This window comes from Thalassotalea eurytherma (assembly GCF_030161415.1).
Lineage (GTDB): Bacteria > Pseudomonadota > Gammaproteobacteria > Enterobacterales > Alteromonadaceae > Thalassotalea_G > Thalassotalea_G eurytherma.
The window spans coordinates 165,336-180,890 of record NZ_BSSU01000007.1 but is presented as its reverse complement, the minus strand read 5'-3'; the positions used below and the strand labels follow the sequence as shown (position 1 = coordinate 180,890).

Below are 15,555 nucleotides of genomic sequence, written 5' to 3'. Positions count from 1 at the left end.
AAAATAGCATTTGCTATTTTAATTTCGCTTAATTTATTATTAAGTTATCTTCTTTTGATAAAGTGAATTGCTATGAGTAATGAACATATTGCATGTCCTCGTTGTGACGCACTTTATCCTGCCTTGCCGTTGAAAGAGAAACAGATTGCCTTGTGTTCTCGCTGTGGCTGTAAAATTAGCGAAGCTAAAGCAGATTCTATTAACCGTACAATAGCGATCGCTATTGCGGGTTTGCTGATGTTTGTCCCTGGTATCTCAATGCCGATGGTAGGTGCTACCTTGGTTGGCCAGCATGCGGAAGTTTCATTGGTAGACTGTCTTGTTATGCTATTACAAAAAGATTTTTTGATCGTCGCTATGGGGCTTTTTCTTTTTACGATTGCGATTCCTGCAATACGACTAGTGACAGTGCTTTATATTTGTTTGGCAATAAAGCGCAACCAAGTAAATCAAACGCACCGCCAATTTTTTCGCTCCTATCACTTTCTTGATAGCTGGGCGATGCTTCATGTTTTCTTTCTAGGGGTAAGTGTCGCATTATACAAATTAGCAGAATATGCCGATATTGCGTTAAATGTAGGGCTTGCGATGTTTGTCGGTTTGTTATTGTGTTCGATATTTACCCATATAACACTCGATCATCATTATGTTTGGGAAACGTTAGAGCAGGCATCTGATGCATAAAACGGCGAAGGAACACGGACTTGCTCGATGTCCAAAATGTCACAAACTGCAGCCGGCAATACAAAACTATATGCGTTGTCGTCGTTGTCATGGTCATTTTTACTTGCGTCATCCAAGAAGCCTTCAATATACACTCGCTTGGACAATCAGTGCGCTGATCATGTTTGTGCCAGCCAATTTATTTCCTATTATGATTTACTATGAACTTGGTGTAGCAGAGCCTATGACCATACTCGAGGGAATCAATTCGTTAATTGAAGCAGATATGTTTCCAATTGCGTTTATTGTCTTTACGGCGAGTTTTTTTGTGCCTTTGGCAAAGCTTTGTGGTTTAATCTTTTTAGTGCTGGCAACTTATCAAAAGCTGACTTTTTCTCGGGTATACTCTGGCAAAATTTATAAAATTGTCGAATTTCTTGGCCCATGGTCTATGCTAGATGTTTTTGTCGTCGCGTTATCTGGCGCATTAGTAAAGTTTGGAATTTTTACCAATGTGCAACCAGCACCTGGCGCAACCTATTTTACGTTAATGGTGGTATTTAGTATGTTTGCCGCCCATAGTTTTGACCCTCGACTACTTTGGGATAAAAAAAATAATGACTGATCAACCAGCCAATGTTGTTAATCGTTCAGGTGTTTCCGCTATATGGCTTGTGCCATTTATCGCTTTTGTTTTTGTCGGCTGGCTTATTATTAAATCCGCAGCTAATCAAGGTGTTTTTATCACCATTGAGTTCGAAAGTGCTAATGGTATTACCGTAGGTCAAACTGAGGTTCGTTATCGCGGTTTAACTGCAGGTAAAGTTACAAACCTTACCGTTTCGGATAGTTTAGAAAGTGTTATTGTCGAAGTTGAAATGATTGGCTCTACAGCTGAGGCGCTTACCGATAATACACAATTTTGGTTTGTTACTGCAGATGTTTCCCTTCAAGGTATCAAAGGGTTAGATACGTTAATATCAGGTAGTTATATCAATATGAAACCTGATTTGACCGGCCTAGGAGAAGCGAAAAGAAGCTTCGTTGGTTTAACAGAGCAGCCGCCTTTAGATATGACAACGCCTGGCTTACATATTAAGTTACTGGCCAATACCTTAGGCTCGATCGAGAAAAATTCACCGGTTACTTTCAAGCAGTTAACGGTTGGCTATGTCTCGGGTTATCGTTATTTACAAGCATCAAACCAAGTGGAAATTGATGTTTTTATTGAACCAGAATTCTCTCAATTGGTGAATACATCGTCTCGTTTTTGGAATGCCAGTGGTATTGCAGTGACTGGCTCTATTAGCGATGGTATTACAGTGAGAACCCAATCGTTAGCGTCAATTATTGCTGGTGGTATCGCCTTTGATCATGATGCGCAAAGTAGTGATATGGGCAAAATAGAAAGTGGTAAGCGCTTCACGCTCCATAAAGATTTTGAAACAGCTAAGCTAGGTTATGAAGTTGAGCTAACGTTTTCGTGGGATTCAGGCATTGAGCAAGGTGCTCCAGTTGTTTATCACGGCATGAGTATAGGTCGGGTTGATGAAATCACGTCGATAGATGCAGACAAGCATATGCTGTCGGCTAAAGCGAAAATTAATCCTCGTTTAGCACCTTATCTTACGAATAAAACACAGTTCTATGTTGTTAGCCCTAATATTGATTTAGGTGGCGTGACAAACCTAAGTACCTTACTAAAAGGTGCCCACCTAAGTGTTGTGTTATCAGAAGATGGTCAACAAGAAACTGCCTTCACTGTATTAAATAAAAAGCCGCCACTTTCTTACCAAGAGCCGGGTGTTCATTTAACGCTCAAAGCCAAAGAATTGCAATCCGTGACTGTTGGTTCAGGTATTTTCTATAAAGAACAAAAAGTAGGTAATGTTCAGTCGTTGCAACCGCAAGGACCTGACGCCTTTGATATTTCCATTTTTATTGAGCCTGAATATGCTCAATACGTTTCCCAAGATAGCCGCTTTTGGCATGCCAGTGGCGTGAAAATATCTGCAGGTTTGCAAGGCGTTAAGATTGAAACGCCAGCTATTCAAGCCTTACTTAAGGGCGGTATTGCTTTTGATACGGGTATATTGAAGGATTCAGATACGCCATCAAATGGCAGTGAATTTTTTCTTTATGATAGCCAAGATATTGCCAAGCAACGTGTTGAATTTACATTAGCTTACCCACCGCAGCTAACCGATATAAAGCCTGATATGAGAATCATTTATCAGGACCTTGAAATTGGCTCATTACATGCCACGTCGACGGATGGCAAAGTAGCTTACGCTCAAGGTGGCTTATTACCTGAGTACAAATTTTTATTAACCCATAGTGCGCAATTCTTTTTGGTGAAACCTGAAATATCATTGTCTGGGATTACTGATACAACGGCGCTTTTTGGCGGTGCTTATGTAAGCTTGTATGCGGGCGAGGGCACAGCTCAAAAAGAGTTTGTCTTGAGCCAGCACCCGCCGAAAAAACCGTTACATGCAGAAGGGCTGCAACTGGTTTTAAAGGCTGCACATGGTGGTGGCATTAGCCGCTATAGTAAAGTGAGTTATCGAGGTATTACTGTTGGCCAAATAGACCATGTAGCCTTGAGTGAAGAGCCTGAATTTGTCGATGTACACATTACGATTGATAGTGAGCATCAACACCTTATTTCGCCTTTTACACGATTTTATAATGCCGGCGGAATCAATGTACAAGGCAATATCGCTAATTTCAGCGTGAAAACTGAAACCCTAGACAGTGTGGTTAAAGGCGGTATTAGTTTCTTAAATCCTGATGTCGCTGAACAACAAGACCTAGCAGTAGAAGAAGGTATAAGCTACCGTTTATTTGTTGATAAATATCAAGCTAAAACGGCTGGAAAATCAATTTCCATTTACTTTAAAGATTATGCTGATGTTAAAGCAGGCATGCCGATAATCCATCGCGGTCAGCAAGTAGGGGAACTCAACAAATTAATTTTCAAAGAGGACGATCTTGGCGTTACAGCGATCGGCTTTTTAAATGATCTTGGTAAAGGCTTAGCAAAAAAAGGCAGTCAATTTTGGTTAGATAGACCGCAAGTAGGTCTTGTCGGTAATAAAAATGTTTCAGAGCTTATTTCTGGTGGTTCTATTTCTATGCTACCTGGCGATGGTCAACCAACAGAGCATTTTGTTGCTAAAAGCTATGAACCTGCGGTTAAAACACTTGCTTATGGCTTGAATTTAACACTTAAAGCCAAAGCGAGAGGATCGCTAAGGGTCGGGAATCCAGTGCTTTATCGTCAAGTAAAAGTCGGTGAAGTGATTGGCGTTGAATTAGCGCCAACAGCAGATCATGTTTTAATTTACCTCAATATTCCTGAGCGTTTTGCACCACTTGTTCAAACGAACAGTAAGTTTTGGAATGCGAGCGGATTGAAGTTTGATGGTGGCCTATTTAGTGGTGTTTCTGTCGAAGCGAGCACAATTGAAACCTTGATTGCAGGTGGTATCGAATTCGCAACACCACCTGAAATGCCAGCAGAAACAAATGTGCCACAAACCATATTCCAATTGCATACTGAAATGGATGAAGGGTGGCTAGATTGGCAGCCTCAAATATCCTTATTGACCACCGATTAAAAACTCAGGATTTAATGGTTCATTATTTAACAGGGCGTTAAGGTTGTTTAATGTGGTCGAGGCTATGGTATTTAAGGCCTCCACAGTGAAAAAGCCTTGATGACCTGTCACCATGACATTACTAAAAGCTGTTAAACGCTGAAAAATATCATCTTGTATAATTTCTTCCGATAAATCTTCAAAAAATAGGCCGCTTTCAAGCTCATACACATCAAGCCCTAAGTAGCCTATTTGACCTTTTTTAAGCCCCTTAGTAACTGCTTTAGTATCAATCAAGCCACCGCGACTGGTATTGATGATCATCACACCTTTCTTCATTTTGCTAATGGCATCTTTATCAATGATATGTTGTGTTTGGGGTAGCAATGGACAATGCAAACTAATGATGTCGGCTTCTTTAAATAAGGTATCAAGATTAACGTAAGTCGCACCTAATTTAATCGCCTCAGGATTTTGGACTGGATCGGAGCATAAGATACGACAACCAAAACCATTCATGATTTTAAGCGTTGCTATACCAATATTACCTGTGCCAATAATACCGACAGTTTTTTGGTATAGGTTAAAGCCCATGAGGCCGTCGAGTGCAAAATTGCCTTCTCTAACACGGTTATAGGCTTTATGAAATTTACGACTTAAGGTTAGCATTAAGCCAACCGTATGCTCAGCAACTGCTTCAGGCGAGTACTCTGGTACTCGGCATATTGTGAAACCGAGCTTTTCAGCTATTTTAATATCCACATTATTGTAACCTGCGCAGCGCAGCGCAATGATAGAAATGCCAAAGCTATGCAGGGTTGCTAACACACTCTCATTGGCTTCATCATTCACAAAAATACAGATTGCATCATAACCTTCAGCTAGATGCACAGTTTCTTCCGAAAGTGCCGATTCGAAAAAGGTAAATTCGATTTGAGAACTTTGAATGTGTTCATCGGCAATTTTACGATCATATCGTTTGCTACTAAATACGGCGACTTTGTTCATGGTGCTAGATCTATCCTTGGTTGTGCGCATAAGTCTTATTTATAGCAAGCCAGCTTTTAATTTGTTAGGTAACTTATGTTAAATTTGTTAGCGAAACGTATCGCTTAAGTGCTCGATATCTTCAACACTTTTTCTCACCGCCGTACCATTGTCATTAACTGATATAGCTATCTCTTTGTTTTGTTGTGATATTTCAGCAATATTATTAACGCGTTGATTAATGCTACTAGCAACATCTGCTTGTTCATCTGTTGACGATGATACATTTTGTGCAATCGTATTCACTTGCTCAACGAGGCTTATCACTTCATCCATGGCGATTGTGGCTTGCGTTGATTGCTCGTTACACGCATCAACATTGTCTTTACTTTGTTGCATGGTTTTACTCCAATGACTAATCGTCGATTGAAGTTCACGTACAGATATTTGAATTTGCTCAGTAGCGGATTGTGTGCGGCTCGCTAAGGTTCTCACTTCATCGGCAACGACAGCAAAGCCACGCCCTTGTTCTCCTGCTCTTGCTGCTTCAATAGCCGCATTTAAGGCAAGTAAGTTAGTTTGATCAGCAATTCCTTCAATTTCAGCCATGATAGTGGCAATTTGATCGGCGTCGCTGACAAGCGAAGTAGCAACATTTGCTGCTTCATCGACTTCATCAGCAAGGCTACCAATGGTCGTTTTGTTGCTATTAATACTGTCTTTAGTGCTAGCACAGATGGTTTGCACGTTGCCTACATACTCAAACACAACATTTGAATGACTGCTAACTTCGCTAATACTGTTACTCATTTGCTCTATTGCGCAAGCAAGTTCATTAAGTTGTGTATTTTCTTCAACTAAACCGTTTAAGCTTTGTTCGGCTGACTCGGCAAGACCATGAGAAACCGCTGCAAGGTTATGGCCAGCGTCTTCTGCTCTGCCAAGTACGGTGCGGATTTTGGCAAAGGCAAGTTTTTCTGGATAGGTTAACAAGGCTTTTAATCCATAGCCTGAAAACAGCCAGCGTGACGGACTATCAATCGTTTGTTTGAGTGATGTTGCATATTGTGGAATACCGACAAGTTCTTGTTGGAATATCGCAAAGATTGCAATAGCAAAAACTAAAGGGATCACACTAGCCAATGCAGAAGAGGTTAAAACATAAGTTAAGATCATGGCTAACATTGTTGTCAAAGCCATTAACACATATTTTAATGAAAAATTAGTGCTGAATTCACTGACACTTTTACCCGCATTAATGGCATCATAAAGTGCTAGAGCGTCCTTTTTTTGCTGTTCAGTAGGGCGACAACGCACAGATTGAAAGCCAGTAATTTCATTGCCATCATAAAGTGGTGTTACATAAGCGTCTACCCAATAGTAGTCGCCATTCTTACATCGGTTTTTTACCAGGCCACGCCATGAATCACCACGTTTAAGTTTACTCCACATATCAGCAAAGGCTGCTTTAGGCATATCTGGGTGTCTTACGATATTATGCGCCTGTCCTACTAATTCACTTTCTTCGTAACCAGCGATACGACAAAACACTTCATTCGCGTATGTAATGGTGCCATATGTATCAGTGATCGAAACTAGTTGTTCATGTTGAGGAAATATGACTTCATTGTTCGTTGTTGTCATCAAATAAGCCCATAGCAAAAATAAAGGAAAAACGGGGGTAAATTTACCCTTTGCCTTATTGTCTTGGCAATCTAAGAATAGAGCCTAGTTGTCAATCTGTCTATTTTCTTGATCTACATCAATAATGTCGCGAAACATCACGGTTAATAGTCTGTTAACTGAGTGAGCCAATTGACATTTGGCGATGATTTATGTGGTTTCATCTATTTTATTTTTATTTTACCAAGAGTCGATTTAGTCTGTAGAGAGATAAAAATAAAATTGGGTGAAACATGGTTAAATTAGTTTATTTGTTATTAATCACATTAATACTGTCGACGAGTGCGTTAGCGCAAAATAGTCGTTTATTGGTCAGTGATGAATCAACAACAACGGATCACACAACCGTGATCAAAGGAAAAAAAGTACGCTACAGTGCTACGGTTGGCACACAGCCGGTTTGGGATGATGAAGGTAATACCACCGCCAGCCTTTTTTATACCTACTACCAACGAACTGACATTAAAAACAACGCTAACCGCCCTTTATTGATTTCTTTTAACGGCGGACCTGGTTCAGCTTCAGTATGGATGCATGTTGCCTACACCGGGCCTAAAGTATTAAATGTTGATAGCGAAGGCTACCCATTACAACCTTATGGTGTTAAAACAAATCCTCACTCAGTATTAGATGTCGCAGACATTGTGTTTGTTAACCCTGTTAATACAGGTTTTTCACGTGTACTGGCAGATAAAAATGGTAAAATGCCGTCTAAAGACACTCAGAAGAAAGCCTTTTTTGGTGTGAACGCGGATGTGAAATATCTAGCCGAGTGGATTTCTACATTTGTAAGTCGAAACGATCGCTGGCGCTCGCCTAAGTATCTTATTGGTGAAAGCTATGGCACAACACGTGTTTCAGGTTTAGCGCTAGAATTGCAAAATCGTCAGTGGATGTATTTAAACGGTGTTATTTTAGTCTCGCCTACAGATATTGGTATTGAACGTAACGGCCCAGTAAAAGCGGCAAATCGTTTGCCTTATTTTGCTGCTACAGCTTGGTATCACAAAGCCTTAAGCGACACCTTGCAAGCGAAAGATCTCTATAGCCTGCTTGATGAAGTAGAAGCGTTTACGATTAACCAGTACTTACCAGCGATTGCTAAAGGTGGTTTTATCAGTGCTGCTGAAAAGCAGGCGATTGCCAAGCAAGTGGCACAATATTCTGGCTTATCGGTTGAAGAAATTTTAGGTGCTAACCTAACGGTAGACACATCGTATTTTTGGAAAGCGTTATTAAGAGATAGAGAGCAAACGGTTGGTCGATTAGATTCTCGCTATTTAGGTATTGATAAGCAAAACATTGGTGCTCGTCCTGACTACTATGCGGAATTAACATCATGGTTACACAGCTTCACTCCTGCAATTAATCATTACCTGCGTGATGAATTGGGTTATAAAACGGATGTTAAATATAATATGTTTGGCCCTGTTCGCCCTTGGGATAGAAGTAACAACAAAACCGGTGAAAATTTACGTCAAGCAATGGCGCAAAATCCCTACTTAAATGTCATGATCCAAGCGGGTTATTACGATGGTGCGACAAATTACTTTGATGCGAAATACACCATGTGGCAATTAGATCCGAGTGGCAAGATGTCATCTCGTTTGTCGTTTAAAGGTTATGAGTCAGGTCATATGATGTACTTGCGCGCACCAGATCTTGACGCCGCCAACCAAGATATTCGCGAATTTATTAAAGCGAGCTTGCCTGGGGAAGGTCAAGCGGCAAAATATTAAGCAATTTTCTTTAATGATAAACAAAAACGCAGTGCATTAGGCACTGCGTTTTTTTATGGCATAGCGTCACTGGCTTAATTTCCTTTTTCTCGCCAATGGATAACTCGGTCGTTACCTCTAAATCGGCCAAAGGTTGCAATGCCGATAGGGTCTTCATCTAATGTGCCAGAAGCACTCCAGTCATACTCTAGCCAACTTGGCGCATCATAATTTACTTGGATTTCACCGGTATTGCCTTCACTCACTGCTTCAAGTAACAAGGTGTCATTAGTACCTACAATCATACTGCCATCATTGCCAATTACACGCGTATCGCTTGGAGATAGGCTACCCGTGCTTGCAAGACTCATATTGGCTAATTGTATTGGTGAGCAATTATCTTGACTATTGATGATAAATTGTCCATCTCGTAAATACTGAGTTTGCAAGGTTTGTCTAATATCTGAAATTTCTGGGCCAAAGCTATTATCAACCACTAATCGGCCAAAACGCATTTCTGCGACACCCGTTAGCATAATATCTTCTGTAGGGTTAGCGATGAGGGCTGGATCAGCAAGTGAAATACCATCTGCATCGACAATACTATTAACAACAAGATCGAAATTAGGCTCAAATGCAGAGACCTGACTTTCAGAGGTTCGTTGATAGTAAAAGTTATCTTCGTCGGATAAGGTATAGTGCACGCTACCTTTTTCAACGCCAGTTACACCAAAGCTTTCAATCAGACCACTAAAAGTTGTACCTGCCATCGGCAGTAAATTATTGTCTGTACCTTGCACGAGGCGATCGTTTGTTGGCGGTAAAATATCGACACTGGTATCACCAAGCGTAACTTGGCTATCTAGGTAATTTAGCGTCAGTTCATTGTTTGCGTTAAATGCGCTGATTTTTATGACCGGTTTATTTGGCAATAATAAATTATAGCGCAGGCTACCTTTATTATTGTCTACGGCATCTCGTTGGCCAATATAAGCAAAAGATTGCTCGTTATTACAGGTGCTGATAACTGTGTCGTTAACATTATTTACGATAGAACCATGATCAACAACACTTTGCGTATAGTAAGCTGGCGTAAACCGCACTAGGCTTAGTGGTGCTTGGCTAGACACTGTGAGTGGGTCGCCTAGTAGGTTTTGACCATAATTGGTGTCTTCTACATCGATGGTAATTTCACCTACTTCACTATAACTCGCTGCTGAAAAGCTAGAAGAGCCATTACTAAAGGTTGTTAACGAAACCTGCTGGCTATCTGATGAGCTTATCGTTGATGAACTTGCATAGGTAAAGAGTCCTTCAGCGGCATCGCTAGATATAGGTGCATTGCGAGTCACGCTCATATTCACAGTGTTTTGCGGTTGGTAATTACGCGTGGTATCACCATTTGTATTAACTGCTGTTACATTAAAATAGAATAAGTCGCCTGCTTTATAGTGCGCCAATGCGCCACCAGCATTTTGATCTAAATTATTGGTACTTGCAGTGTTACCCGCCGTCAGGACTAATGAGGCAGGGCGCACCCAAAAGGCATTACTACTGCCAGATAGTGATATATCGGCATCACTATATGATGCATACAAACGTACTTGATCAGCATCGTAATAAACAACACTTGGGATAACACCGATGCTATCGGCGCCAAAATTGATAGTAATGTCCGAGGAATAGGTTGGTAATGTCGGCACATCTTGCCCAGCTGCTTCGAATGCTAGACCGTTAGATGACGATGAAGACAGCTGTTTAGATAGTTTAATTGCCACGTTGCCAGAAAATAGCCCTTCACAGACACCGTTATTATCTTTTACTGCTTGTACTTTAACGTCCTCAGTAAAGGTTTGACCGGCAATTTGTGCATCTATATCTGTATTGTTTGTACCATATAAAAACCTGAACCCGGCACTTTCAAAGGCGATATTACAGCTGTCATCTATGCCATTAAAACAGGTTGTGGCGTCAGTTGCTGGCGTTGATTCGTTGGCAATACCTAAGGTAAGTGTTTCAACATTCGTATGGTTAAAGTTCACGGTTGTTGCGCCGGTAAATGTTGTTGTCGCTTTCACGACACTGTTACCGGTTAAATCAAGAGTGACACTTTGGTCACTCAATTCGGTACATGATTCATCTAGGCATGCTTTTATCGTTGCTGTTTCAGCCGCACAAGTGAGGCCTGTTGAGCTGTGCTCTATTAGATAATGATGCGGCTGCGCCTGAATATCACATGGGTGTAAATTATTAATATCTTGATTGATTGCATCGCTGTCTTGGGCAGAAAAATAAAATCGAACTTCATCAAGATCACCGTTGAAGTTTCGAGCGGTATTGACGGTAGTGCCGTCAAATTCAGTGGCTAAGAAAATATCCTGTTCGATATTTGATAACGTCACATTGTGACTTGCACTGGTATTTAGACCACCGTCAAAATAAAGCTTTTGATCGCCTGAACTAAAGGTGACTGTGATATGTCGCCATTCATTGACAACAAGAGGTGTTGTTGAGGTAAGTATTTGGTCACCGTAATGCCATTCAACATGTCCCGTCGCATTTAAGTATATGCCGAAGCCACTGCCTTTAGTAAATAGCGCTTGCAAGCCGCTGGTAAATGCATTTGCTTTAGCCCACAGTGACACGGTTAGCTCTGGAATTTGACTTACTGATGCTGTATTCGTTGCTCGGCTATAGTTTGAGCCATCATACTCAGTATAAAAACAGGTACTTGTTTCACTCTCCGCAGGACCATCTTTAGCTCTATTTGAATTGCTAAAAGTAGGGTTGTTAACTGGCGATAGGGTGATGCCTTGGCCTGAGCTATCTAACCAGTTCTCTTCAAAATACCAAAGAGATAGTACATCTTGGCCGACAAAGAAATCATCTATTGAGAAGTATCGTGCACCGCTGCCACTATGGAAATATTGACGGAACCTAAAGCGTACATTTTCTCCCTTATATTGGCTTAGGTCGTCAACAAACTTAGTATAGGTTGTCGTATTTTCAGCAGCTCCAAATCGTTCTAGGCGTCGCCAACGCCATTCACCTTCTCGTTGAATCTGCAATTCAACATAACCACTGCTAATATCAGCGGTATAATAAAAACTCACTTCAGGGTTGTTGGCACTAGCAGGAATCGGGACAAAGCCACGCATCGTAGTATAGTGATTACGGTGATAACGTTGGTCTTCATCATCAGGATTTGAATTCAAATACCACTTACCAGAATACGATGTTCCAGAGACATCATCTTCATTTGATAAGCCCCAATCACCTTCATCATTCCAATCATCTCGGCCACTGATGGATGTTGTTGATTGTTTGGTTTCAAAATCGTTGAAATACGGGTAGTTGTAGGTCACATTTTCGAAGTTACCAATTCGCACGTTATCTACAGTGAATAGACGAGGGCCTGAATCATTATTCCAGTATTGTCTAAAGCGAATAATGACTTCATCGCCTTTGTAACTATCCAAGTTTAAGTCAGCACGTGTGTAGTTGCTATGGCTAAATTGCTCTCTAAAGGTATACAAGTTGCGCCATACAGACTCATTTCTGCGTTTTATTTGGGCGTATGTTTGGCCGGAGAATATATTCGCTTTATACCAGAAACTTAGTGTTGGTAAGGTCGCGTTGCTTGGAATAGGGACATAGCCAGACAAGGTGACGTAGTGGTTTCTATGGTAACGCTGATCTTCAAAATCAGCATTATTGTCGATGAACCAATCCCCTTCGTATGGCACATAATCGACGTCATGCTCTTGAGAAATTCCCCAGTCATGCTCATGAATAAACTCTTGTCGTTTAGCCGATGACTCTAAATCATTTAGATACGGGTAGCCTAAAGATGTTTGATCATTGTCACCAATTCTGAAGTCATCTACGGTAAATACACGTCCACCACTGTCAGCATTCCAGTACTGGCGATAACGAATACGAACCGATGAACCTTTGTAATTATCAAGAGAATAGGCATAACGCGCATAGGTAGCGTGAGTAAATTGCTCTGAAAAGGTTTGTAAATTGGTCCAAGTATTGGTGCCTTCTACCTGCAATTGAACATAGGTTTGCCCACTGTAAATATTGGCGCGATACCAAAAACTAAGTTCAGGACTTTCGGCGTCGGCTGGAATAGGGACAAAACCATTCATTTCAACATAATGTTTACGGTGATAACGCTGGTCTTCATTGTCGGCATTGTTGTCTAAAAAGTAAGCACCGCTTCGCGGGTAATACTCAGTATCGTGAGCCGTCGATATATTCCAATCGCCTTGATGATTCCAATGATCTTGGCCATTAATTTCATCGGTAGAAACTGCCGTTTCGAAGTCGTTTAGGTATGGATATTCATAAGTGTCAAGCGCTAACTCTGCAACTTTAAAATCATCAATGGTAAACAGACGCTCGCCCGTTGCACTGTTCCAATATTGTAGGAATCTAAACCGAACATTTTTACCTTTATAGCTTGATAACGAATACTCGTGACGTGCGTAGGTACCGTGATTTAATTGATCTGTAAAGGTCGTTAGTGTGCGCCAAGTATTTGAACCTTGCTCTTGTACCTGAAGGTAAGTTTGGCCCGAAAAAATATTGGCTTTATAGTAAAAACTCAGCGTTGGCGCTTCTGAGTCACTTGGAATAGGAATGTAACCTAATAAGTCAGTATAGTGATTGCGGTGGTAACGCTGATCAACAAAATTCGCGTTATTATCAAGAAAATAGCTGCCACTATAAGGTATGTAGTCTATATCATGGGTTGTAGACATGCCCCAGTCAGCAGCGTCATTCCATTGATCTTGACCATTAATCTCTGCGGTAGATTCCGGCGTTTCAAAATCATTAAAATACGGGAAGGTTAAAACAGGTAAATCGTTTTCGCCGACGTAAAAATTATCAGCACTAAAAACTCTACTGCCATTTTCAGAATGCCAGTATTGTCTGAACCTAAAACGTACGTTATTACCTCTATAATTATCGAGGCTAACTTCTTGTTTAACATAGTCTTCATGACTTAACTGATCGGTAAACCTAAATAGACGTTGCCAGCTATTGCTGCCTTCAACCTGTATTTGTAAATCAACAAAGCCTGAAAAAATCGTTGGGTTATGCCAAAAAGACACAACAGGTGCACTAGCATCACTCGGAATAGGGATATAGCCATTAAGTCGCGCATAGTGATTTCGATGATAACGCTGATCTTCATTATCACTATTGTTATCTAAAAAGTATTCACCTTGGTAAGGCACATAAGTAGAATCGTGGGCTTTGTTTAATCCCCAATCTCCTTCAACATTCCAATGATCTCGGCCGTTTGTATTTGGTATTGATACCGCCTCTTCAAAATCATTAAAGTATGGAAAGTCATAATAAGTTACAGGCTGTTCGCCGATGTAAAAGTTATCAATACTAAAGATACGAGCACCGTTTGTAGCACCATGGTATTGCCTCAAGCGAAAACGGACTTTTTTGTTGGCGTAGTTGGTTAATGCGTATTCATAGTTTGTATAATCTGGATGGTTTTCTTGGCTATCAAAGGTATTTAAATTTACCCAACTATTCGAGCCGTATTCTTGAACTTGAAAGAAAACATAATCACTTGTGTTTAGTTCAGCTCTGTAGTCAAAGCTGGCTACTACGTTGCTAGCATCACTTGGTAGTGTTATATATCCAGCTTGGGTAACATATTGGGTACGGTGGTAACGTTGATCAACATTTAAGGTATTGTTATCTAAAAAATAACTGCCATCAGCAGGGTAGTAGTCGTCATGGGCTGTGTTGATGCCCCAATCAGCTTCATCATTGAAATGACTTCGCTCATCTATCGTTTCAAACGTGTTTGTATATGGGTACCCTAAATCAGGTAAATCTAGATCGGCAATTGATAAGTCATCTATGATGAACAGCCGAGGTCCACTTGCTGCATGCATATACTGGCGAAAACGAATTTGAAGGTTTTCACCTTTAAAGGCATTTAAATTGATCTCGTGGTATGTGTAGGTATCGTGTCGATATTCTTCTGTAATTCGTCTAATTTGTTGCCACGTACTGCCGTCAGTTGACGCCTGAATATAGATATCACCACTAGTTAATTGCGCCTTATAAGCGAATTTTAAGGTAGGGTTCACGGCATCATTCGGTATTAGAAGCGCCTGATTTAGTGTCGCATAGAAATCTCTATAGTAGCTTTGGTCAATTTCATTTGGATTATTATCTAAAAACTGAGTAGGTGAGTTTGCGACCCGATCACCTGAGGCGTTAGTGTTAATTGCCCATTCTCCGCTGAAATCCCATTCGGTATTGCTATCTTCAAAGTCTGTGTAGTAGGGGTAACTGAGTGCGGTAGTGTTTTCACATAAATCGTTAAAGTCAGCATTATTTATCGCGTCTGCGTCGTAATTTACGTTAGCACTGCCCGAACCGGCAGTGATTGCGCCCGATATATCTGCTCCACCGCCTGATTGACTTACTGCGCCTTCAACATAAATAATCGCGTTAATGTCTGTGTTGCCCCCCGAGATGTTGAGCGAACCTTCAATGTAGATGATGACATCTTCTGGATTGCCGCCTTCATTGATATTAGCGTTATGCCAAGAAACCGCGCCTCTAATGTATATTCGACTGGTTTGTTCTGAGCCAGTTATTGGAGCGATATAAAGGTTTTCTTTATTGGATAAGTTTCCGAACAAAAAGAAGTTATCGCCTCGTGGGACGACAATACCATCGTAAATAGAATCTGTAGATGTGTTAGCGGGAATATTTTCAAATGCTTGAGCATCAGTGCCTAGTAGATTGAAACCATCAGGAAAAACGTCTGTACAACTAGCGGCATAAAGTGAATGGCAAAATAAAAGCAGGATAAAACTGGTGATTAAACGTAAGTTCACTTTAAATTCCTATTT

7 protein-coding genes are annotated in these 15,555 nt (G+C 40.8%); 4 read left to right on the top strand and 3 right to left on the bottom strand.

Translation table 11 applies throughout. The features are described 5' to 3' along the window. Positions 1–72: 72 nt before the first annotated feature. From QQK02_RS08225 to QQK02_RS08215, 3 genes are read left to right on the top strand one after another with little or no spacing between them, the layout of a single operon-like run. Positions 73–684, top strand: a complete 612-nt coding sequence (locus tag QQK02_RS08225) for a paraquat-inducible protein A (RefSeq protein WP_284207517.1) — start codon at positions 73–75, stop codon at positions 682–684. Continuing rightward, positions 677–1,288 (top strand): paraquat-inducible protein A, encoded by a 612-nt coding sequence (locus QQK02_RS08220; protein WP_284207516.1) that lies wholly within the window; start codon positions 677–679, stop codon positions 1,286–1,288. Before QQK02_RS08225 ends, QQK02_RS08220 begins: the two co-directional genes overlap by 8 nt. Continuing rightward, on the top strand, positions 1,281–4,286 hold the full coding sequence (locus QQK02_RS08215; RefSeq protein ID WP_284207515.1) for a PqiB family protein: 3,006 nt from the start codon (positions 1,281–1,283) through the stop codon (positions 4,284–4,286). The genes QQK02_RS08220 and QQK02_RS08215 overlap by 8 nt, the downstream gene beginning before the upstream one ends. Here the strand turns inward: QQK02_RS08215 and QQK02_RS08210 are convergent. Both QQK02_RS08210 and QQK02_RS08205 read right to left on the bottom strand, forming a co-directional pair. Continuing rightward, complete coding sequence (locus QQK02_RS08210; protein ID WP_284207514.1) at positions 4,269–5,273, bottom strand: 2-hydroxyacid dehydrogenase; 1,005 nt, start codon at positions 5,271–5,273, stop codon at positions 4,269–4,271. The genes QQK02_RS08215 and QQK02_RS08210 overlap by 18 nt on opposite strands. An 87-nt stretch (positions 5,274–5,360) precedes the next feature. After that, complete coding sequence (locus tag QQK02_RS08205) at positions 5,361–6,896, bottom strand: methyl-accepting chemotaxis protein (RefSeq protein WP_284207513.1); 1,536 nt, start codon at positions 6,894–6,896, stop codon at positions 5,361–5,363. 272 nt (positions 6,897–7,168) lie between these two features. On the opposite strand from QQK02_RS08205, the gene QQK02_RS08200 reads away from it, so the two are divergent. Then, on the top strand, positions 7,169–8,674 hold the full coding sequence (locus QQK02_RS08200) for a S10 family peptidase (RefSeq protein ID WP_284207512.1): 1,506 nt from the start codon (positions 7,169–7,171) through the stop codon (positions 8,672–8,674). A gap of 74 nt (positions 8,675–8,748) precedes the next feature. On the opposite strand, the gene QQK02_RS08195 is transcribed toward QQK02_RS08200, so the two are convergent. Then, positions 8,749–15,540, bottom strand: a complete 6,792-nt coding sequence (locus QQK02_RS08195; protein ID WP_284207511.1) for a LamG domain-containing protein — start codon at positions 15,538–15,540, stop codon at positions 8,749–8,751. Positions 15,541–15,555 lie beyond the last annotated feature (15 nt).